Below are 20,910 nucleotides of genomic sequence, written 5' to 3' on the forward strand. Positions count from 1 at the left end.
CGATGCGGTGCGACTACTTCGATGCGCGACGGTGCCGCTCGTGCGCCCTCATGGGAGTGCCGTATGCCGTCCAGCTCGCCGACAAGCAGGAGCGCTGTCAGCAGGTGCTGGGCCCCGTCGCCCCGCACGTCCACTGGCTCGAGCCCTTCGCCAGTCCCGAGTCGGCCTTCCGCAACAAGGCCAAGCTCGTCGTCGGCGGCCGTACGGGTGCCGTCACCGTCGGCATCCTCGACGCGGACGCGAACGGCGTCGACCTGCGTGCCTGTGGTCTGCACGAGGAACCGCTCCAGCACCTCATTCCACGGCTGGCCGACGTCGTCGACGAGATCGGGCTCGAGCCCTACGACGTCTCGGCACGACGCGGTGAGCTCAAGCACCTGATCCTGACCCTCTCCCCTACCGGCGAGGTCATGCTGCGGCTCGTGCTGCGGTCGCGACGCCACCTCGCGCTCCTCGAGTCGCGGCTGGCGGCCTTGCTCGCGCGCCTGCCGGAGGTCCGGGTCCTCTCGGTGAACCTCCAGCCGGAGCACAAGGCCGTCCTCGAGGGTGCGACGGAGATCGTCCTGACCGAGCAGGGCTCCCTGCCGATGCCCGTCAACGGCATCACCCTCGAGCTGCGGCCCAACAGCTTCTTCCAGACCAACACCGCCGTGGCCGCGGGTCTCTACCGACAGGCCGGTGACTGGACCCAAGAGGTCGCGCCATCGGCGGTGCTCGACCTCTACTGCGGCGTGGGCGGATTCGCCCTGCACTGTGCAGCCGCGCCCGGCGCGCCGGTGCGTCGGGTGCTCGGTGTCGAGGTGTCCCCTGAGGCCGTGGAAAGCGCCCGGTTGACGGCTGCCCGTCGGCGCCGCGACCTGCGCGACGTCGAGTTCCGGGTGGGCGACGCCACCGACGTCGAGGCTCTCGACCCCGACCTGCTGCGTGGACCCCGGTCGATGGTCGTCGTCAACCCTCCGCGGCGCGGGATCGGGCCCGACCTGGCTGCCTGGATCGAGGTGTGCGGGGCGGCCCACCTGGTGTACTCGAGCTGCAATGTCGACAGTCTCGCCCGGGACCTCGCACTGCTGCCGTCGTTCACGGCCCGCCAGGCACGCCTCTTCGACATGTTCCCCCAGACGACGCACCATGAGGTCATCGTGCTCCTGGAGCGCGAAACCAGTTCTGCGACAAACCGACCCACGACAGGAGCACGACGCGCATGACCCCCGAGGCCCCGCCGGTGTGGATCGCCCCCGATGTCGAGCGTCCTGGCGGCTCGCTCGTCGCGCCCGAGGCCGAGATGCTGCCCGACCTGCTGGCGTGGCACCGGTCCACCCTGCTCGCAAAGTGCTCCGGACTCACGGCCGTGCAGCTCGCCGAACGCTCCGTGTCGCCCTCGGTGCTCAGCCTCCTCGGGCTGCTGCGCCACCTGCGCAAGGTCGAGCGGATCTGGCTGCGCCAGCGGGTGGCAGCCGAGGACGTCGAACCGCTCCACGGCTTCGGCGGCGGGAAGGACCTCGACTTCGACGACGTCGATGCTTCGACCGCTCGCGAGGACTACGAGGCCCTCCTCGCCGAGTGGCGCGAGTGCGATCGCGCGGTCGCCGGGCGCGACCTGGACGACGTCTTCCAGGCGGGCGGTGACCCCTTCTCGCTGCGTTTCGTCTACCTCCACCTCATCGGTGAGTACGCCCGCCAGAACGGTCATGCCGACCTCGTGCGCGAACGGGTCGACGGCGTCACCGGTGCCTGACGACGCGGGCCGCCGCGGCCAGGAGCGGGCTGACCGCCTGGCCCGGATCCAGCGCCGCTTCGCCGAGTTCGCCGCGGAGTATGCCGCCCTGCCGCTCTACTCGGCCCTGTGCCGCAACCTCGCGGGCGATGCCGAGACCGCCTCGCTCCTGCTCGCCGCACGGCCCGGCCAGGCACGGCCGGTGCTGTGGTTGGCGGCCCTCCACGAGCTCGTGCTCCGCAGGGCGGACACTCCTGCGGCGCGCTGGTATCCGAGCGTCGTGGGCCAGGATTCAGTCCCGCAGGGCGACCCGTGGCCCGACGTCCGGCGGACGGTGCTCGAGCACCGCGACGAGCTCGTCGAGCGGATCGCGACGAGCGCCACGCAGACCAACGAGGTCAACCGGGCCGTGTACGTCTCCGTCGGCCTCGCGGCCGCAGCGGCGGATCTCGCAGGCACGCCGATCGCGCTCGTGGAGCTCGGCGCCAGCGCGGGGCTCCTGCTCGGGATCGACCGGTACACCGTCGACCTCGTGGGCGCCGACCGCACGGTGACGCTCGGCGATCCCGCATCTCCGGTGCGGTGCTCGGGCGTCGACCGCGCCGAGGTCGGTGCGCAGCTCGCCGTCGGACCCGTTCTGCCACCGGTCGTGGCCCGGGTCGGACTGGACCTGAGTCCCGTCGACCTGAACGACGACGATGCGGTCCGCTGGCTGGAAGCCTGTCTTTGGCCCGACGTCCGAGGCCGCGTCGAACGGTTCCGTGCAGCGCGAGCCCTCCTCCGACCTGACCCGCCGGTCGTGCTTGCCGGTGACATGGTCGACGACATCGACCGCGCCGTGTGGCGGGCACGGGACGCCGCTGGAACCGACGCTCACGTGGTCGTGATGAGCTCGTGGGCCATCACCTACGTCGCTGCCCCCCGGCGGCTGGCGCTCGAGACACGGTTGAGCACGCTCGCCCGCGATCTCTCGGCCCTGTCCTGGCTCACCGCCGAGCCTCCCGCATGTGCGCCCGGCATCTCCGCCCATGACCTGCGGGAGGACGGCGGGGGCACCGTCGTGGGACTGCGCCGGTGGCGGGGCGGACGCGAGCTGGAGCCCGTGGTGCTCGGGACCTGCAACCCGCACGGGCAGTGGGTCGACCTCAGTCTCAGGGCGGTCGACAACCGAACATCATAATGTCGATTACCGGCGAATTCGATTGTGCAACAAAGAAATTCGTCACCGCATGCGACGCCCCAGGCCAGCCGCGTACCCGTCGAGCGCCCGCAGCACCGCCGGGGCGCGGTAGACCCGGTTGCGGCGGTGACCCGTCGACTCGAACAGGATGCCGTCGTCGACGAGCCTCTGGAGCGCCGACTGGGCGGTCGGGGCGGACACGCCGAGCTCGCGCACGACGACTCGAGCCGTGACGACGGGCTGGCGGAGCAGCAGGTCGAGCATCGCCCACGAGGCCGACCCGGCCCGGGCCGTCAGCTGCACGGCCCAGTCGGCGCGGACCTCGCGCAGCGTGCCGACGAGCCGCTCGCCGATGTGGGTGCCGTTGCGCGCGGCCTCGGCGACGCACCTCAGGATCGGTTCCACGTCTCCCCCGCGATATGCCGTGAGGGCATCGAAGTAGTCGTCGCGGATCGCGAGCAGGCCGGCGGAGATCGGCACCGTGACCCTGCGGATGGCGCCGGTGTGAAGCAGGACCGAGTGGAGCAGGGCGCGCCCCGTGCGGCCGTTGCCGTCGGTGAAGGGGTGGATCGTCTCGAACTGCGCGTGCGCCAGCGCGGCGTGCGCCAGGGGCGGGAGGTCGTCGCGGTCCATGAACCTCACGAGATCGGCCATCAGCCCGGGCACGTCGACCGCGAGCGGGGGCACGTACTGCGCCTCGCCGGGGTGCAACGGGGACCCGCCGACCCAGACCTGCTGGTCGCGCCACTGCCCCGCCGGGTGCCGGGACTGGTGCGCCATGAGTGCCCGGTGCATGGCCAGCACGGCGTCCTCATCGAGGCGACCGGCGAGCTCGAGCGCAGCCTGCATCGTCCGCACGTTGCCGAGGATGACGGCGGCGTTGGCCCGGTTGCCCTCGCCGATCTCTGCCTCGGCGAGGGCCCGCGCCGAGGACGTGAGGTTCTCGATCTGTGAGCTGGCGGCGCTCTCGGACCGCAGCAGCACGGACGCGAACGGGGCGATCTCCCCCGCTCCCCCGGCGTCGAAGGCCGCCAGCATGCGCGTGGCCTCGTCGAGGTCGGCCGCGAGGTCCCCCGGCAGCACGAGCTCGACGGGTGCTATCTCCGGGACCACGGCGGCATCGAAGCTCGCCGGGGTCGAGCGCAGGGCACGCCGGGACAGGTCGAGGAGCCCTTCGATCGGCTGCCACGGGACCGTCCGAGCCCCGAGCGCCGGCCAGGTCGTCACCATGAGCCACCTCCTTGGTTAAGGTTATCGCATAACCTTTATCAAGGCGCAGTCGTGGTGAGGTCAGGCGTGGACGACGTCCACCGGTGCCTCGATGAGCCACCACGCGGCATACGGGCTCAGGGCGGCGAGCCCGTCGGCGCCCCCGAAGACGGGGAAGCCGCCGAGGGCGTCGTAGGGGTGGGTGATGCCGGCGTCGGCGAAGTGGCGCACCGGGATGGTCTGCCAGGCGGAGGTGACGTTGTAGACACACACCATCGACCCGCTCGCATGGGTGCGGACGACGGCGAGCACGCCGTCATCGGTGTCGAGGAGCAGCCGTGTCTGGGCCGACGCGTGCAGCTGCGGCAGCCCCGCGCGGACCGACGCGAGGTGGCGCAAGCCCTGGAAGACCTTGCCCTCGGTCGTGTCGAGGTCGTCGCGGTGGGAGGCGCGGTCCCAGTCGAGGCGTTCGCGGTGCGCCCATCGGTTGTCGTCCTCGTGGCCCGGCTCCAACGCCCAGAAGGGGTCGTTCGCCATGCCGAGCTCGTCACCGCTCCAGATGACCGGGATGCCGCCCCAGCCGGCCACGACGGCGTGCGCGAGGAAGAGCCGGGCGAGACCCTGGCCGATGGCGTCCTCGTCGCGCCGCACCTCGGCATCGGCGAGGCCGGTCAAGGACGCCGCGGTGCCGCTGATGCGCTTGTCGCCTGTTGCCGGGTTGTGCTGGAAGACGAGCCCGTGCGCCCACGACCCCGGGTGCTCTCCGGCGTACCAGTTCGACAGGAAGCGCCGGTGCGCGTAGCCGTCGAGGCCGGCGGAGGCGGCGTCGCCGTCGTCGATGGCCCACCCGATGTCGTCGTGGCAGCGCACGTAGCAGATCCACGTGCCGCTCTGAGGGGTCGGCGGCAGCGCCGAGAAGGCCCGCTTGGCCAGGCCGGTGCTGCCCGTCGCGAGCATCGACCACACCTGGACCATGAGGCTGTTGTGGTACGCGATGTCGCTGACCCGGCCGGCGTGCTGTCCCTGCCCGAGGTACTGCACCAGGTCCCGAGGCCCGACGATCGCTTCGGCCTTGAACGCCAGTGCGGGGCACGCGATGCGCGCCACAGTGCGCAGCGCCTGCGTCACCGCGTGCACCTCTGGCTGGTTCTGGCAGTTCGTGCCCAGCCGCTTCCACGTGAACGCGATCGCATCGAGGCGGAGCACCTCCACACCGAGGTTCGCGAGGTAGAGGACGATGTCGGCGTACTCGACGAGCACGTCGGGATTGGCCCAGTTGACGTCCCACTGCCACTCGTTGAAGGTCGTCCACGCCCAGCCCCCGAGCTGGTCGTCCCACGTGAAGTTCCCAGGCGCGAAGTCGGGGAACACCTCCGGGAGGGTGCGCTCGTAGGCGTCGGGCATAACCCGGTCTGGGTAGACGTGGAAGTAGTCGCGGTAGTGCGTCTCCCCTGCCCGTGCCCGCCGGGCCCACTCGTGCTCGCGCGCGACGTGGTTGAGCACGAGGTCCAGGACGAGCGAGATCCCCTGTCCACGCAGGTCTCTCGCGAGCCGACGCAGGTCGTCGACGTCGCCGAGATCCGCCCTGACGGTGCGGTAGTCCTGCACGGCGTACCCGCCGTCGTTGTCGCCCTCGCGCGGCTCGAGCAGCGGCATGAGGTGCAGGTAGGTGACCCCGAGCTCGCGGAGGTAGCCGATGCGTGAGCGCATCCGGTCGAGATCGTCCCCGAAGCGCTCGGTGTAGCAGGCGTAGCCGAACATGTCAGGCTGCTGGAGCCAGTCCGGCCGCAGCAGCCGCTGCTGGTCGAGGCGGCGCAGCTCGGGTGCGCGCTCACGGTACGCGGCGACCGCACACTCCACGAGCCGCAGCGCCAGGGCCGAGACGTCCCGCTCGGGGTAGAGCACCATGAGCGCCGCGACGAGGTCGTCGGACCATCGCTCCAGCCTCAGCTCGAGCGTCTCGCGGTCGGCGGGCTCGAGGCCGGCGAGCAGCGAGTGCACCGACTCCGTCGTCGGTCGGACGTCATGGGCGCCTTGGCTCATGGGCCGATTGAACAGCAACGGGCGTCCCCGCGACAGGGGCACGGCGCGGTCAGGTGACGGCTCACTCGAACGGCCTCGGGTCGCCGGCGCCGACGCGGACGACCTCCGGGTAGCCCTCGGACCAGTCGACGACCGTCGTCGGCTCGAGGCCACACTCCCCCGAGTCGATGACGGCGTCGACGACGTGGTCGAGGCGGTCCTTGATCTCCCAGCCCTCGGTCATCGGTCCGTCGTCGTCGGGCAGCAGCAACGTGCTCGACAGGATCGGCTCGCCCATCTCGCGGAGCAGCTCGCGGACGACGGGGTGCTCCGGGATGCGCACGCCGACAGTCTTCTTCTTCGCGTGGAGCAGCCGCCGCGGCACCTCCTTCGTCGCGGGGAGGATGAACGTGTAGGGCCCGGGGGTCGCCGCCTTGATGGCGCGGAACACCGAGTTGTCGAGGTGGACGAACTGGCCGAGCTGTGCGAAGTCCGAGCAGACGAGGGTGAAGTGGTGCTTGTCGTCGAGCTGCCGGATGCGCAGGATCCGCTCCTTGCCCTCGGGGTTGTCGAGCGAGCAGCCGAGTGCGAAACACGAGTCGGTCGGGTAGGCGATGAGCCCACCCGTTCGCAGGATCTCGGCCGCCTGCCCGATCGCCCTGGGCTGCGGGTCCACCGGGTGGACGTCGAAGTACTTCGCCATGCACTCACCCTGTCATGCTGGCCCCATGACGGAGCAGACGGGCGAGGTCCAGATCGAGGTCGCCGACAACCCGGAGCGTGGCCGCTTCGAGCTGCGTGACGGCAAGCGGGTCATCGGCGTAGCGAACTACGCACTCGTCCAAGGCGATTCATCGGGCGACGGCCACGGACGCGACCGGGTCGTCTTCTTCCACACCGAGGTCCGCCCCGAGTACGAGGGCCGGGGCCTCGCCGCGCGGCTCGCGTCGGTCGCGCTCGACGAGACCGTCGCGGTCGGCCGCGGGATCGTCGCGCTGTGCCCGTACATCAAGGTCTACCTGCGCCGCCACCCCGAGCCGTATGCCGCCCACGTCCTGGCGCCGACGCGCGCCGACGTCGACGCAGCCGACCGGGCGGCCGAGCGCGCGGCTGCCGCAGCGGGGTGACCCGGCCGCATGTCGTCGTCGTGGGCGGCGGCATCGTGGGGTCGGCCGTCGCTCGGAACCTGACGCTCCGCGAGCCGCGCCCGGACGTGACGGTCGTCGAGAAGGAGGCTGCCCCCGCAACGCACCAGACGGCGCGCAACAGCGGCGTCGTGCACGCCGGCCTCTACTACGCCCCGGGCTCTGCGAAGGCGACCCTGTCCCGCGAGGGCATGCGTCGACTGCGCACGTACTGCCGTGAGCGAGGCCTGCCGTACGAGGAGGTGGGCAAGCTCGTCGTCGCTCTCGACAGCGTCGAGGAGGCGCGGTTGCGCGACATCGAGGCGCGTGCGGTCGCGAACGGCGTGCCCGGCCTGCGCTGGCTCGACGCTGTCGCCCTGCGCGAGGTCGAGCCGCAGGTCGTCGGGCAGGCGGCGCTGCACTCGCCCACGACCGCCATCACGGACTTCGCGGCGGTGGCGGCCGCGATGCTCGATGACGCTCGTGACGGTGGTGCCGAGGTGCTGACCGGCTTCGAGGTGACCGGGCTCCACCAGGGCTCGGGCCGCGTCGAGGTCCGCAGCAGCGACGGCCGCCAGGTCATGGCCGACCGGGTCGTCGTCGCGGCAGGGCTGCACGCCGACCGGCTGGCGGTGCTCGCAGGTGACGGACCGGACCCGCGCATCGTGCCCTTCCGAGGCGAGTACCACCGCCTCGCGCCCTCGGCGACCCACCTCGTACGAGGACTCGTCTACCCGGTGCCCGACCCCCGCTACCCGTTCCTCGGCGTGCACCTGACCAGACGCGTGGGCGGCGATGTCCTGCTCGGGCCCAACGCCGTCCTCGCGACCGCTCGGGAGGGCTACCGGCGGCGAGACGTCGACCCGTCGACCCTGCTCACCCTCGCGGCCTCGCGCGGGTTCCGGCGGTTCGCCCGCGTGAACCTCCGCACGGGCGTGCACGAGATGGTCGGCTCGCTGAGCCGCCACGCCTTCGTCGAACGCGCCCGTCGCTACGTGCCCGCGATCGAGGCTGCGGACGTGCTTCCCGCAGGCGCTGGGGTCCGGGCCCAGGCGATGGACCCTGACGGCTCGCTCGTCGAGGACTTCCGGTTCAGCCGCGTCGGCGCCGTGCTCTGCATCCGCAACGCACCCTCCCCCGCCGCGACCGCCTCGCTCGCCATAGCCGACATGGTCGTGGACCGGCTCGACCTCGGGTGAGCGGTCCGCGTGGCACCCGGCCGGGTCAGCCGCGTCGGCGCTGCACGACCGCGCGCCCCAGCAGCCCCACGACCAGGACCACGAGCCCGGCCAGGAGCGACGTGGCCGGCACGGCGAACGCGAGAACCACACAGCCGGCGAGACCGACGACGGCCACGACCCGCGGGTAGCGGCGGTGAGCAGGGTCCTGCGTGAGCGCCGATGCGTTCGCGACGGCGTAGTAGGTGAGCACCCCGAACGACGAGAAGCCGATGGCCCCGCGCAGGTCGGTCAGCACCACGAGCACGCACACGAGGACCGCGAGGACGGCCTCGGCGACGTGCGGGACGGCATACCTCTCGTGGACGGCCGCCAGCGGCCGTGGCAGGTCGCCTTCGCGGGCCATCGCAAGGACGGTGCGGCCGACGCCGGCGATGAGGGCCAGGAGCGCACCGAGGGTGGCGGTCGCCGCCGCGGCTCCGACGAGCACCGTCAGCCAGCCGGCAGAGGGCACGGTGGCCGCGGCGTCCCGCACCGGAGCGGTGCTGAAGGCCAGGCCTCCCGTGCCCAGCGCCCGTTCGAGCACGACGGCCGTGACGGCATACAGGGGCACGACGATCGCGAAGGCGCCGAGGATCGCGCGCGGGATGGTCCGCGCGGGGTCGACGACCTCCTCGCCGAGGGTGGCGATGCGCGCATAGCCGGCGAACGCGAAGAAGAGGATCGCGGCACCCTGCAGCAGTCCCCCGACCCCCACCTCGGTCACCAGCTCCGCCGCCGGCTGCCGCCCGGAACCGGGTTCGTGCCCCAGCACCGAGACGGCGACGAGGACGACCACCAGAGCCGCGAGGACGGAGGCCACGATGATCCGGGTGAGCCGCGCCGTACGCGTGATGCCTCGGTAGTTGACCGCCGCGAGCGCCACGACGGCGGCGACCCCGACGGGCTTCTGCCAGGGCTGCGGGACCAGGTACGCGGCCACGACGAGGGCCATGGCAGCACAGCTGGCGGTCTTGCCGATGACGAAGCCCCAGCCCGCGACGAAGCCCCACCAGGGGCCGAGCTGCTCCCGCCCGTAGACGTACGTGCCCCCGGACGTCGGGTACTGCGCCGCGAGCTGGGCCGAGGAGGCGGCGTTGCAGAAGGCGACGGCGGCAGCGACCCCGAGCGCGGCCAGCAGCCAGTCGCCGGCGGAGCGGGCCGCCGGCGCGAAGGCGCTGAAGAGCCCGGCGCCCACCATCGACCCGACGCCGAGGATGACGGCGTCGGGCGTGGTGAGGCGCCGGGCGAGGGACGGTCGTCGACCGTGCGTGCTCATGACCCGAGTGTGCCGGTCACGGCTGCCGGGCGCTCGACCGGCCGGTTCCCGGTGGGCACCCACACCCACCGGGACGAGCCTCAGCGGTGCACGCCCGAGAGCAGGGACTCGAAGGGCGTGACGTCCTCGAACGGGTCGACCCGCCGCTCGGGCCGGTGCCCTGCCACGAGGGCCGCGAAGGACGTGCCGGCACGCTCGATCCGCTCGCCGAGCCGGCCCGCTTCCACGCTGCCCCAGTCCTCGCTGGCGGCGAACACCGCCACCGGAGCGACGAGCGCGCCGAGGTGGGCGAAGAGCGGGCGAAGGGCGTGGTCGATGGCGAGTGAGTGCCGGGCCGTGCCGCCCGTCGCGCCGAGCAGCACCGGGGTGTCGCGCAGCGCGTCCTGGGGAAGCACGTCGACGAGCATCTTGAACAGCCCGCTGTACGACGCCGCGTAGACCGGCGTGGCGACCACCACGGCGTCGGCCTCCACGACGGCGTCGAGGCGTACCTGCAGCTCGGGCGAGGCGAAGCCCGTGAGGACGTTGTTCGTGAGGTCGTGCGCGACGTCGCGCACGTCGATGACCTCGACGACGACCTCGCTGGGGGCGAGGGCGCGAACGGTCGCCTCGGTGAGGCGGTCGGCGAGCAGGCGCGTGGACGAGGGCTGGGTGACGCCGGCGGTGATGACGGCGAGGTGGAACGTGGTCACGTGGTCACCTCCAGGGTGTTGGTGCTGCTCGTGGTGTCGGTGGGCTCCGGGGAGGCGCCCGTCACGTCGTCGACCCCGTGGACTGTCGCGTCGTGCCCGCCTCCCGCGGCCGCGAGACGGCTCGCGTGGGTCGGGGCGTCGGGGACGTGCGCCGGCTTGAGGGCGGCGAACTCCTTGCGCAGGACCGGCACGACCTCCTCGCCGAGCATGTCGAGCTGCTCGAGAACGGTCTTGAGGGGCAGTCCGGCGTGGTCGACGAGCCACAGCTGACGCTGGTAGTCGCCGACGTAGTCGCGGAAGCCGAGGGTGCGCTCTATGACCTCCTGCGGGCTGCCGACGGTGAGCGGCGTCTGGCTCGTGAACTCCTCGAGCGAGGGGCCGTGGCCGTAGACCGGCGCGCTGTCGAAGTAGGGCCGGAACTCGCGGACGGCGTCCTGGCTGTTCTTGCGCATGAAGACCTGCCCGCCGAGGCCGACGATGGCCTGGTCGGCGCCACCGTGCCCGTAGTGCTCGAACCGGCGGCGGTAGAGCTGGACCATCTGCTTCGTGTGGCTGGCCGGCCAGAAGATGTGGTTGGAGAAGAAGCCGTCGCCGTAGTAGGCGGCCTGCTCGGCGATCTCGGGGCTGCGGATCGAGCCGTGCCAGACGAACGGCGGGAGGCCGTCGAGCGGGCGGGGGGTCGACGTGAAGCCCTGGAGCGGGGTGCGGTACTTCCCCTGCCAGTCGACGACGTCCTCGCGCCACAGGCGGTGGAGCAGCGCGTAGTTCTCGATGGCGAGCGGGATGCCGTCGCGGATGTCCTTGCCGAACCACGGGTAGACGGGACCGGTGTTGCCGCGGCCGAGCATGACGTCCATGCGTCCGCCGCTCAGGTGCTGGAGGTACGCGTAGTCCTGGGCGAGGCGCACCGGGTCGTTCGTCGTGATGAGGGTCGTCGACGTCGAGAGGACGAGACGCTCGGTCTGGGCCGCGATATGCGCCAGCAGGACGGGCGGGTTGGCCGGCGCGGCGAAGGGCGGGTTGTGGTGCTCGCCCGTCGCGAAGACGTCGAGCCCAACCTCCTCGGCCTTCTTCGCGATCGCGATCGTGGCCTGGATGCGCTCGTGCTCGGTCGGTGTACGGCCCGTGGTGGGGTCGGTCGTGACGTCGCCGACGGTGAAGATCCCGAACTGCATGTGTCCCAACTCCTCAATGATTGATGTTTCAATCATATCGAACGCAGCGACCCACTCTCCCATTCCCGGGTCGTCGGCGCGTCACGGTCGCTGTGGGATCCTGTCGCGGTGACGCCGGAGACCCCGCCCCCCGCACCACCGTCCCCGAAGGACCGCTTCATCACGGTGTACGGCCGCAACCCCGTCCACGAGGTGCTCCTGGACGAGGACCTCCACGTCGACAAGGTCGTCATCGCCGAGGGCGCCCGGGGTAGCGGCCTGCGTGAGATCCAGCAGGCTGCGCGCCGCCGCCGGGTCGAGGTGCAGTTCGCGAGCGCCGATCGGGTCAAGAAGCTCGCGGGCAACGGCCGGCAGGACCAGGGCGTGTTCGCCGACGTCGTCGCGCCGCGGATGCGCCCGCTCGACCTGGCACTCTCCGAGGCGGAGGTGGGCGCGCTGTCCACCGTCCTGGTGCTCGACGGGGTGACCACCCCCGCCAACGTCGGGATGATCCTGCGCTCGGCCACAGCGGCCGGGATCGACGGCATCGTCGTGCCCCGCAAGGGTGTCGCGTCGCTCGACCCGCTCGTCGTCAAGGCGTCCGCAGGCGTTGCGTTCCGCGCGCCCATCCTCAAGGCGTTCACGGCGCACCAGGCCGTCGCCGACCTCAAGGCGCGCGGCTTCCACGTCGTCGGCCTCGACGCCGGCGGCGACGACGACCTGTTCGCGGCCCACCTGCCCGAGCCCGTGGCGTTCGTCCTCGGCAGCGAGACGGCCGGGCTCGCACCCGAGGTGGCCGACCTCGTCGACACGTGGGTCTCGATCCCGATGGCGGCGGGCGTGGAGTCGCTCAACGTGTCGGCGGCTGCCGCTGTCGTCTGCTTCGAGCTCGTCCGCCGCTCACGTCTCTGACCCCGGGGACGGTTGACGGGCCGTACCGCTGTCAGTGTGCTCAGGCGTGCTCCGATCCGGGCCCGAGTCCCGTCATCCGTCCCTTCGCTGCCGTATGCCGCGTGGTTGCGTCAGCCGCCCCACTTGTCGGCCAGCGCCCGCACGACCGTGATGTTGCGTGCCGTCCCGACGGCACCGGTGAGCTTCTCGATGCGGGCGTTCGTCAGCTTGGCGCCCTGGACGCCGGCCGCGAGGAACAGCACGACGTCGTTGCCGACGACCCGGGCCCCCTCGGTGGCGGCGTCCCATGCGTGGAGCGCCTCGACGCCCGCGGGGTCGAGGTCGCCCGTCATGAACGTGACGTAGCGACCGGCATCCTTCGCGATGGGTGACTCGAGGGCCTCGGCCTCCGCGGCGAGCGTCCTCAGCTGCGCCGGCGTGCGCACGACGACGGGCACGTCGAAGCCGAACTCGGCACTGATGGCGCGACGCAGGTCGGTCTCGACCTTCGCGGCGCTGCGCGTGCCGGACCGCACCTTGAGGTTGCCGGTCTGGATGTGGGTCTCGACGTCCTCGTAGCCCTCGGCCTCGAGCAGCTCGCGCAGGGCCTGCATCCTCACCTGGCGCTTGCCGACGTTGACGGCGCGCAGGAAGCCGATCCACGTCGGCACGTCAGCCCCGAACCGGTGAGCAGGTGCCCCGGCCGACCACGTCCACGCGCCCACCGACGTGCACCGCTCCCCCGGCGTCGACGTCGAGCTGGAGGCGCGAGGGCCGCCCGACGGCCGCTCCCTGGCTGACGACGACGGAGACGTCGCGGGCCCCCTGTGCGACGAGCCAGCCGCCGAGGTTGGCGCACGCCGACCCGGTGGCCGGGTCCTCGCGGACAGCCTGGCCCTCGGTGTAGAAGAGGCGCGCCTCGATCGTCTTGGGGCCGGTCCAGGCCCACGCGTACACGTGCGGCGGGCGCCCAGGAGAGGTCATGTGCTGGGCCATGAGCCGCCCGTCCGGCTCGCAGGACCGGACGGCGTCGACGTTGTCGAGCCGGACGAGCAGCTGCTCGACACCGGCGTCGACCCAGGCAGCATCCGACCGCACGACGAGCATCCGGTGGATGCCGAGCGCCGCCGCCAGGTCGGTCCCGCTCGCGGTGACCTCGCGCAGCGTCGCCGGCCTGGCCTCGAGGCGCCAGCCGTCGTCGATGCGCACGACGGGGATGCGCCCCGCGGGCATCGTCAGGTGGACGGCGTCGAGCTCGCCGCCGAGTCCCGCCAGCACCTCCGCCGTGCCGAGCGTGGGATGACCGGCGAACGGCATCTCGTGCCCGGGCGTGAAGATGCGCACCTGCGCCTCGCCGTCCTCGTCGTGGCGCGCCGTGACGAACGTCGACTCGCTGAGGTTGAACTGGCGGGCCCACGCGAGCATCTCCTCGTCGGCCATCCCTGTCGCGTCGGGGAAGACGCACAGCGGGTTGCCCGAGAAAGGGTCGCCGGGGATCGAGAACACGTTGACGAGGTGGAAGGGCAGGTCCATGCCCCGAGTCTGCCGGAGGGCCCCCGTCCGTGGCGCGCCCACCCCGACCGACGCCGATAGATTGACGGCCATGGCCTCCCCCGACGGCATCTTCCCCGGCAACATCTACCTCTTCCGGCACGGCGAGACCGAGTGGTCCCTGTCGGGCCAGCACACCGGGACCACCGACCTTCCGCTGCTGCCCCAGGGGGAGGCCGCCGCGCGCGAGCTCGCCGACGTCCTGCGCAAGCACCGGTTCGAGCGGGTGCTCGTCTCACCGCTGCAGCGGGCGAGGCGCACCGCAGAGCTTGCCGGCCTGGGCGACTTCGAGGTCGAGCCGCTGCTGCGCGAGTGGGACTACGGCGCTTACGAGGGCATCACGACGAAGCAGATCAGCGCCGAGCTCGGCCACCCTTGGGAGGTCTTCGTCGACGGCGTCAAGCCGGGTGTCACGCCCGGCGAGAGCGTCGAGGAGGTCTCGGCCCGCGCACAGCAGGTCATCGAAAAGGTCTGGCCCGACCTCGAGCACGGCGACGTGGCGCTCTTCGGCCACGGGCACGCCCTGCGGGTCCTCACGGCGACCTACCTCGGGCTCGACCCCAGGTTCGGGCAGAACCTCATCCTCGACGCAGGCTCGATGAGCGTGCTGACCCACCACCGCTCGACGCGCTGCATCGGCATGTTCAACCTCTCCCCCTGGCGCCTGCTCGCCGACTGAACCCAAGAAGGTCACGTATGCCGTGTGGCGCCATGCGGCATACGTGAGTTCCGGTGTGGCACAGCCGGAACCGTGTCAGTCGCGGGGCAGCTCCCACGTGTGCACCGGCTCGTTGGCCATCATGCCCTCGATGTAGCGGCCGAGCATCTCGCGCAGCGCCTTGTCACGGGTCAGGCCCTGGGCCTCGAGCCGGGTCACGCACTCGGACTGCCACGAGGCACCGTTGACCCCGAGGATGCAGCGCTGCTCGATGATCGACAGGAACCGGTCGCGTACGGCAGCCGAGACCCCCCACCGCTCGAGACCCTCGTGCGCCATCGGGAGCAGGCGGCGCAGCACGAGCTCGGTGGCCGGCACCTCGCCGAAGCCGGGCCAGTACGTGCGGGCGTCGATGCCGAGGCGGGCGCCTTCCTCGAAGTTGGACTCGGCAGCCGAGAAGCTCATCCGGGTCCAGACGGGGCGGTCCTCCTCTGCCAGCACCCGCATCGTGCCGTAGTAGAAGGCGGCGTTGGCCATGACGTCGGCGATGCTCGGCCCGGCCGGCAGGACGCGGTTCTCGACGCGCAGGTGCGGTCGGCCCTCGACGATGTCGTAGATGGGGCGGTTCCAGCGGTAGACGGTGCCGTTGTGGAGGCGCAGCTCCTTGAGCTCGGGCACGTCACCGCGCTCGAAGACGTCCTCGGGCTCCTCGTCGTAGAGCTCGGGCAGCAGCGCCGGGAAGTAGCGGACGTTCTCCTCGAAGAGGTCGAAGATCGAAGTGATCCACCTCTCGCCGAACCAGACTCGCGGGCGCACGCCCTGGTTCTTCAGCTCGACGGAGCGGGTGTCGGTGGCCTGCGTGAACAGGGGGATGCGGGTCTCGGCCCAGAGGCGCTGGCCGAGGAAGTACGGTGAGTTGGCCCCGAGGGCGAGCTGCGGGCCGGCGAGGACCTGGGCGGCGTTCCAGTGGTCGGCGAAGCGCTCGGGCTGCACCTGCAGGTGCAGCTGGATCGACGTGCAGGCCGACTCGGGGGCCAGGCTGTCGGAGTAGCGGGCGATCCGCTCCCCCGTCGGTCCCTCGAGCTCGAGCCACACGTCCTCACCGCGCGCGTCGAGGACCGCGTTGTTGAGCGCCGCGTAGCGGATGTTCTCGCTGATCCAGTCGCCCTCGAAGTGTTCCGGCATGACCGTCGGCAGGATGCCGATGGCGACGATGCCGGTGTGCAGCTCGGCCGCCTTCTCGGACGCCCGGTTGAGCGACTCACGCAGCAGTCCCTCGAGCTCGATCGCCGAGTCGCCCGGAAGCGGCCGGGGATGCACGTTGAGCTCGATGTTGTAGCGCGCCAGCTCGGTCTGGTAGTCCTCGTCGGCGATCTGCTCGAGCACCGTCTTGTTGTCGAGCTTCGGACTGAGGTCCTCGTTGACGAGGTTGAGCTCGATCTCGAGACCGGTCATCGGCCGGTCGAACTCGAACTCGCTCTTGCCCAGCATTCGCTCGAACACGTCGAGGTCGCGGCGGACCTTCTCGCGATACTGCTGCCGCTGCTCGCGTGTGTACCTGGCCTGTTCGACGTCGGCTCCCACGTGCCGAGACAACCACACTCGCGGTCTCGGCGCGAGAGGCGCGCGGGCAGTGATCAGCCCTCGAACGCCTCCGGCGGCGGGCACGAGCACACGAGGTTGCGGTCGCCGTACGCGCCGTCGATGCGGCTGACCGGCGGCCAGTACTTGTCGGCGGCGTTCACACCGACCGGGAAGGCGGCCTCGGTGCGGTCGTACGGATGCGCCCACTCCCCCGCGATGTTCAGGGCGGTGTGCGGCGCGTGCCGCAGCATGCTGTCGCCGACGGTGACCTCACCGGCACGGATCGCCTCGATCTCGCCGTGGATCGCGATCATCGCGTCGCAGAAGCGGTCGAGCTCGTAGAGGTTCTCCGACTCGGTCGGCTCGACCATGAGCGTGCCTGCGACCGGGAAGCTCATCGTCGGGGCGTGGAAGCCGTAGTCGACGAGCCGCTTGGCGATGTCGTCGACCGTCACTCCGGTCTCGGCGGTGATCTGGCGGACGTCGAGGATGCACTCGTGCGCGACGAGCCCGTCGTGGCCGGAGTAGAGCACCGGGTAGTGCTCGCGCAGCCGGGCCGCGACGTAGTTGGCTCCGAGGACCGCCATCTGCGTCGCGTGCCGCAGGCCCTCGCCGCCCATGAGGCGGACGTACGCCCACGAGATCGGCAGGATGCTCGCGGACCCGTAGGGCGCGGCCGAGACCGGTCCGACGCCCGAGTCCGGACCGGCCTCCGGGGCGAGCGGGTGGTTGGGCAGGTGCGGTGCGAGGTGCGCCCGGACCGCCACCGGCCCGACACCGGGACCGCCGCCACCGTGCGGGATGCAGAACGTCTTGTGCAGGTTGAGGTGGCTGACGTCGGCGCCGAACTTGCCCGGCTGGGCGAGCCCGACGAGGGCGTTGAGGTTGGCGCCGTCGACGTACACCTGGCCGCCCGCGTCGTGCACGAGCTCGCACAGCTCGGTGATGGTGTCCTCGTAGACGCCGTGCGTCGACGGGTAGGTCACCATGATCGCGGCGAGGTCGTCGCGGTGCGCCTCGACCTTCTCGCGCAGGTCGTCCATGTCGACGGTGCCACCGGGGGCGGTCTTGACGACGACGACCTTGAGGCCGGCCATCACGGCCGAGGCCGCGTTGGTGCCGTGGGCGCTGGCCGGGATCAGGCAGACGCGGCGGTGGCCCTCGCCGCGTGCCTGGTGGTAGGCGTGGATCGCGAGGAGGCCGGCGAACTCGCCCTGGGAGCCGGCGTTGGGCTGCAGCGACACGGCGTCGTAGCCGGTGATCTCGCACAGCCAGCCGGACAGGTCGTCGATGAGGGCCCTGATGCCCTCGGTCTGCTCGGCCGGCGCGAACGGGTGGAGGTTCGCGAACTCCGGCCAGGTGACCGACTCCATCTCCGTCGTCGCGTTGAGCTTCATCGTGCACGAGCCGAGCGGGATCATGCCGCGGTCGAGCGCGAAGTCGCGGTCGGAGAGACGGCGCAGGTAGCGCAGCATCGCCGTCTCCGAGTGGTGCGAGTGGAAGACCGGGTGGGTGAGGAACTCCGACGAGCGCTGAAGCCCAGCCGGAATGCCGCCGCCGACGGGCGTGCCGAGGGTGTTCTTCACGTCGTCGGACGCCGGCAGGCCGAACGCGTCGAGGACCGCGAGCACCGTTGCGGCAGTGGACGTCTCGTCCAGGCTGAGGGACACCCGGTCGGCGTCGACCCGCCACACGTTGATGCCGCGCTCGGCGAAGGTGGCCGTGACGTCGCCCGCACGGCCCGGCACGATGACGGTCAGCGTGTCGAAGAACGCAGCGGTCTCGACGTCCAGCCCACCGGCGACGAGGGCTTCGCGCAGGCGTGCGGTCAGGCCGTTCACCCGGCGGGCGATGCCGACGAGACCCGCGGGACCGTGCCACACGGCATACATGCTCGCCATGACGGCGAGGAGAACCTGGGCGGTGCAGATGTTGGACGTCGCCTTCTCGCGACGGATGTGCTGCTCGCGCGTCTGGAGCGCGAGGCGGTACGCCTGGTGTCCCTCGGCGTCGACGGACACGCCGACCAGGCGGCCGGGGATCTGGCGCTCCAGGCCACGGTGGACGGCCATGTAGCCGGCGTGCGGGCCGCCGAAGCCCATCGGCACCCCGAAACGCTGGGCGCTTCCGACGGCGATGTCGGCGCCCCACTCACCGGGAGCGCTGGCCAGGGTCAGCGCGAGCAGGTCGGCGCACGTCGTGACGAGCCCCTTCGACTCGTGCACGGCGTCGGTGAGCGGGGTCCAGTCGACGATCTCGCCGGTGGCGTCGGGGTACTGGACCATGGCACCGACGACGTCCTTGCCGCCCGCGGCGGCGGCCAACGACTCGGTGTCTCGCACGGCCCGCAGGTCGGCGACGACGAGCGGTAGGCCGAGCGCTTCGGCGCGGGTGCGCATGACGGCGATCGTCTGCGGGAAGAGACGCTCGTCGACGAGGACGACGGCGTCGGCGGCCGCCCGGCTGGCGCGACGCATGAGCGACATGGCCTCGGCCGCGGCGGTCGACTCGTCGAGCAGGGACGAGCCCGCGACGTCGAGGCCCGTGAGGTCGGTGACGACCGTCTGGAAGTTGAGGAGCGCCTCGAGGCGGCCCTGCGAGATCTCCGGCTGGTACGGCGTGTACGCGGTGTACCACGCGGGGTTCTCGAGGACGTTGCGGCGCACGACCGGCGGCGTCACGGTGCCGTAGTAGCCAAGCCCTATCAGCGAGGTGAGGACGGTGTTGCGGGAGGCGAACGCGCGCAGCTCGTCGATGACGGCACTCTCGCTCGCGGCGGCCTCGACCTGCAGCGGGGCCTCGGAGCGGATGGTGCCGGGGATGGCGCGGTCGCACATCGCGTCGAGGCTCGGCTGGCCCACGACCTCGAGCATGCGGCGCAGGTCGTCGCCGGCGGGGCCGACGTGGCGGCTCACGAAGTCGGCCATCTGCGTCTCGGTGGACACTCCGGTGGTCACGGGCACGAGCTGGTCGATCGACATGCGGGCTCCTGGCGGGTTCGAGCGGACGACACACGCTCCCCGTCTGTCGAGCACCGCACGGTGCCTTCAGAGTTGCCTCGCCCGCATGGTCCTGGCGCCTGAGAGGTTCCGGGGATGTTGCCCCTTCGGCGCCTCGCAGGTGCTGAGCACCCCGAGGACTCTCCCATGCAGGGTCGATCGGCAGGGCCAAATCTACCAGCAGGCGGGAGCGCTGCGGGCACGCGAACGGCCCGGCGGGAGACTCCCGTCGGGCCGTTCGACGATACGGGCGTGGATGCTCAGGCCATGCGGCGGGCCTGGCGGCGAGCGGTGAGCTCGTCACCGGGGTGCTCCGACGGCGCGTCGTCATCCGCCCGCTCACTCGGGAGCTGCGCGAGCTCACCCTCGACCTCGCGCCAGACGCGCCCGACCGCGATGCCGAAGACGCCCTGACCCCCCTGTACGAGGTCGATGACCTCGTCGGCGGACGTGCACTCGTAGACCGAGGCGCCGTCGCTCATCAGCGTGATCTGCGCGAGGTCCTCGACGCCGCGCTCGCGAAGGTGGCCGATGGCGACGCGGATCTGCTGAAGGGAGACGCCCGTGTCGAGGAGACGCTTGACCACCTTGAGCACGAGGATGTCGCGGAAACCGTAGAGGCGCTGCGTGCCCGAACCGGTGGCGCTGCGGACCGACGGCTCCACGAGCCCGGTGCGGGCCCAGTAGTCGAGCTGACGGTAGGTGATGCCGGCTGCCTTGCAGGCGGTCGGTCCCCGGTAGCCGGTGTCCTCGGCAAGCTCGGGCAGGTCGTCGGTGAACAGCAGTCCCTGGGACCCGACCGGCAGCCTGCGACTGGCGTCGCGCGCGTCCTCGATGGCGGCCATGCCGTCCTCCTCCTGCTCGGGCTGCGGGCCGCCGTGGTGCGTGCGCGCAGACGACATGCAGATAACTACAGTCACGTCGTTCTCCTGACGGTAGGCCGCGTCCCCCGTCCGGTCAATCACCGAGGCCCCGAGCGGCAGCGCGTGTCGGTGCCTCGGCGCAGACCTTGAGGTTTCACTGCAAGGTTAGGCTGGCGCACCGCCCGGTGAACCGCTTCCCTACGTCCGGCTCATTCCGGTCGGTCCGGCAGGTCCGGTCGGTCGGGGCGGTCGCCCGGCTCGCCCTCGGGCGACGGGCCCTCGAAGTCCTCTGCGGACACGTGGTCGAGGAACTCCTTGAACTTCTCGACCTCGTCGTCCTCCTCCGAGGAGACGACGATCGCGGCCTCGTCGAGGATGGCCGGCTCGACGAGCACCTTGGCACCCGTTCGCAGCGCCAGCGCGATGGCGTCGCTGGCCCGCGAGCTCACCTCGTTCTTGCCGTCGATGATGAGGGCTGCGTGGAACACGGAGTCCTTGAGGGCGACGATGCGCACCTCGGTCAGCTCGTGGCCGAGGACCGTGAGCAGGTCGCGCATCAGGTCGTGGGTCAGGGGTCGCGGCGGGACCACGCCCTGCTGGGCGTAGGTGATCGCGGCGGCCTCGGCCGCGCCGATCCAGATCGGCAGGTAGCGCCCGCCGTCCCGCTCGCGCAGCAGGACGATCGGCTGGTTCGTGGGCATCTCTACACGGACGCCCAGGACATCTACCTCTCTCACCTCTCCACCGTACCCCGCCCCGCGCGGGACTCGCGG

General features: G+C 71.5%; 19 protein-coding genes and 1 riboswitch. Of the genes, 7 read left to right on the forward strand and 12 right to left on the reverse strand.

The features are described 5' to 3' along the window. Positions 1–2: 2 nt before the first annotated feature. Genes H9I49_RS19455 through H9I49_RS19465 form a run of 3 tightly spaced genes read left to right on the forward strand, consistent with a single transcriptional unit; the run spans position 3 to position 2,894 of the window. A complete protein-coding gene (locus H9I49_RS19455) occupies positions 3–1,205 on the forward strand; it encodes a methyltransferase domain-containing protein (protein ID WP_188032037.1) in 1,203 nt (400 codons plus the stop codon). Beyond that, positions 1,202–1,735 (forward strand): DUF664 domain-containing protein, encoded by a 534-nt coding sequence (locus H9I49_RS19460; protein WP_188032038.1) that lies wholly within the window; start codon positions 1,202–1,204, stop codon positions 1,733–1,735. The genes H9I49_RS19455 and H9I49_RS19460 overlap by 4 nt, the downstream gene beginning before the upstream one ends. Further along, positions 1,728–2,894: a DUF2332 domain-containing protein gene (locus tag H9I49_RS19465; RefSeq protein WP_370587667.1), complete on the forward strand. Its 1,167-nt coding sequence runs from the start codon at positions 1,728–1,730 to the stop codon at positions 2,892–2,894. The genes H9I49_RS19460 and H9I49_RS19465 overlap by 8 nt, the downstream gene beginning before the upstream one ends. 42 nt (positions 2,895–2,936) lie before the next feature. On the opposite strand, the gene H9I49_RS19470 is transcribed toward H9I49_RS19465, so the two are convergent. The 3 genes from H9I49_RS19470 to H9I49_RS19480 form a co-directional block, all read right to left on the reverse strand. Beyond that, positions 2,937–4,124, reverse strand: coding sequence for a Fic family protein (locus tag H9I49_RS19470; protein ID WP_188032040.1), 1,188 nt, complete (start codon positions 4,122–4,124; stop codon positions 2,937–2,939). Between the two features lie 60 nt (positions 4,125–4,184). After that, positions 4,185–6,146: an amylosucrase gene (locus H9I49_RS19475; RefSeq protein WP_188032041.1), complete on the reverse strand. Its 1,962-nt coding sequence runs from the start codon at positions 6,144–6,146 to the stop codon at positions 4,185–4,187. Positions 6,147–6,207: 61 nt separating this feature from the next. Beyond that, positions 6,208–6,828, reverse strand: coding sequence for an L-threonylcarbamoyladenylate synthase (locus tag H9I49_RS19480; RefSeq protein ID WP_188032042.1), 621 nt, complete (start codon positions 6,826–6,828; stop codon positions 6,208–6,210). Positions 6,829–6,853: 25 nt separating this feature from the next. On the opposite strand from H9I49_RS19480, the gene H9I49_RS19485 reads away from it, so the two are divergent. Both H9I49_RS19485 and lhgO read left to right on the forward strand, forming a co-directional pair. Further along, the gene (locus H9I49_RS19485; RefSeq protein ID WP_188032043.1) at positions 6,854–7,252 is read left to right on the forward strand and encodes a GNAT family N-acetyltransferase; all 399 of its coding nucleotides are present in this window, start codon (positions 6,854–6,856) and stop codon (positions 7,250–7,252) included. Then, the gene (lhgO, locus tag H9I49_RS19490; RefSeq protein ID WP_370587668.1) at positions 7,249–8,448 is read left to right on the forward strand and encodes an L-2-hydroxyglutarate oxidase; all 1,200 of its coding nucleotides are present in this window, start codon (positions 7,249–7,251) and stop codon (positions 8,446–8,448) included. Before H9I49_RS19485 ends, lhgO begins: the two co-directional genes overlap by 4 nt. Before the next feature lie 25 nt (positions 8,449–8,473). On the opposite strand, the gene H9I49_RS19495 is transcribed toward lhgO, so the two are convergent. The 3 genes from H9I49_RS19495 to H9I49_RS19505 form a co-directional block, all read right to left on the reverse strand. Next, positions 8,474–9,745, reverse strand: coding sequence for an APC family permease (locus H9I49_RS19495; RefSeq protein ID WP_188032044.1), 1,272 nt, complete (start codon positions 9,743–9,745; stop codon positions 8,474–8,476). An 80-nt stretch (positions 9,746–9,825) separates the two neighbouring features. Beyond that, positions 9,826–10,437: a CE1759 family FMN reductase gene (locus H9I49_RS19500; protein ID WP_188032045.1), complete on the reverse strand. Its 612-nt coding sequence runs from the start codon at positions 10,435–10,437 to the stop codon at positions 9,826–9,828. Further along, positions 10,434–11,612 carry an LLM class flavin-dependent oxidoreductase gene (locus tag H9I49_RS19505; protein WP_188032046.1) on the reverse strand — a complete coding sequence of 393 codons (1,179 nt, stop codon included), beginning with the start codon at positions 11,610–11,612 and terminating at the stop codon, positions 10,434–10,436. The genes H9I49_RS19500 and H9I49_RS19505 overlap by 4 nt, the downstream gene beginning before the upstream one ends. A gap of 108 nt (positions 11,613–11,720) precedes the next feature. Between H9I49_RS19505 and H9I49_RS19510 the strand changes: the two genes are divergently transcribed. Continuing rightward, positions 11,721–12,503 (forward strand): RNA methyltransferase, encoded by a 783-nt coding sequence (locus H9I49_RS19510; RefSeq protein WP_188032047.1) that lies wholly within the window; start codon positions 11,721–11,723, stop codon positions 12,501–12,503. A gap of 110 nt (positions 12,504–12,613) precedes the next feature. On the opposite strand, the gene H9I49_RS19515 is transcribed toward H9I49_RS19510, so the two are convergent. Beyond that, positions 12,614–13,153, reverse strand: a complete 540-nt coding sequence (locus tag H9I49_RS19515; RefSeq protein ID WP_188032048.1) for a DUF1697 domain-containing protein — start codon at positions 13,151–13,153, stop codon at positions 12,614–12,616. A 1-nt stretch (position 13,154) separates the two neighbouring features. After that, the gene (locus H9I49_RS19520; protein WP_188032049.1) at positions 13,155–14,015 is read right to left on the reverse strand and encodes a PhzF family phenazine biosynthesis protein; all 861 of its coding nucleotides are present in this window, start codon (positions 14,013–14,015) and stop codon (positions 13,155–13,157) included. 70 nt (positions 14,016–14,085) lie between these two features. Here H9I49_RS19520 and H9I49_RS19525 point away from each other — a divergent pair, with 70 nt between their 5' ends. After that, complete coding sequence (locus H9I49_RS19525) at positions 14,086–14,712, forward strand: histidine phosphatase family protein (protein WP_188032050.1); 627 nt, start codon at positions 14,086–14,088, stop codon at positions 14,710–14,712. Positions 14,713–14,787: 75 nt separating this feature from the next. On the opposite strand, the gene H9I49_RS19530 is transcribed toward H9I49_RS19525, so the two are convergent. The 4 genes from H9I49_RS19530 to H9I49_RS19545 form a co-directional block, all read right to left on the reverse strand. After that, positions 14,788–16,275 (reverse strand): glutamate--cysteine ligase, encoded by a 1,488-nt coding sequence (locus H9I49_RS19530; protein ID WP_188032051.1) that lies wholly within the window; start codon positions 16,273–16,275, stop codon positions 14,788–14,790. A 53-nt stretch (positions 16,276–16,328) separates the two neighbouring features. After that, entirely contained in the window at positions 16,329–19,256 is a 2,928-nt protein-coding gene (gcvP, locus tag H9I49_RS19535) for an aminomethyl-transferring glycine dehydrogenase (RefSeq protein WP_255524106.1), read from the reverse strand. Positions 19,257–19,332: 76 nt separating this feature from the next. Next, positions 19,333–19,432, reverse strand: a riboswitch (glycine riboswitch). Positions 19,433–19,534: 102 nt separating this feature from the next. Beyond that, complete coding sequence (locus H9I49_RS19540) at positions 19,535–20,119, reverse strand: MerR family transcriptional regulator (RefSeq protein ID WP_188032252.1); 585 nt, start codon at positions 20,117–20,119, stop codon at positions 19,535–19,537. A gap of 227 nt (positions 20,120–20,346) precedes the next feature. Further along, positions 20,347–20,874 (reverse strand): bifunctional nuclease family protein, encoded by a 528-nt coding sequence (locus H9I49_RS19545; protein ID WP_188032052.1) that lies wholly within the window; start codon positions 20,872–20,874, stop codon positions 20,347–20,349. Positions 20,875–20,910 lie beyond the last annotated feature (36 nt).

The sequence above is a fragment of the Terrabacter sp. MAHUQ-38 genome (genome assembly GCF_014518425.1).
Taxonomy (GTDB): Bacteria; Actinomycetota; Actinomycetes; order Actinomycetales; family Dermatophilaceae; genus Terrabacter.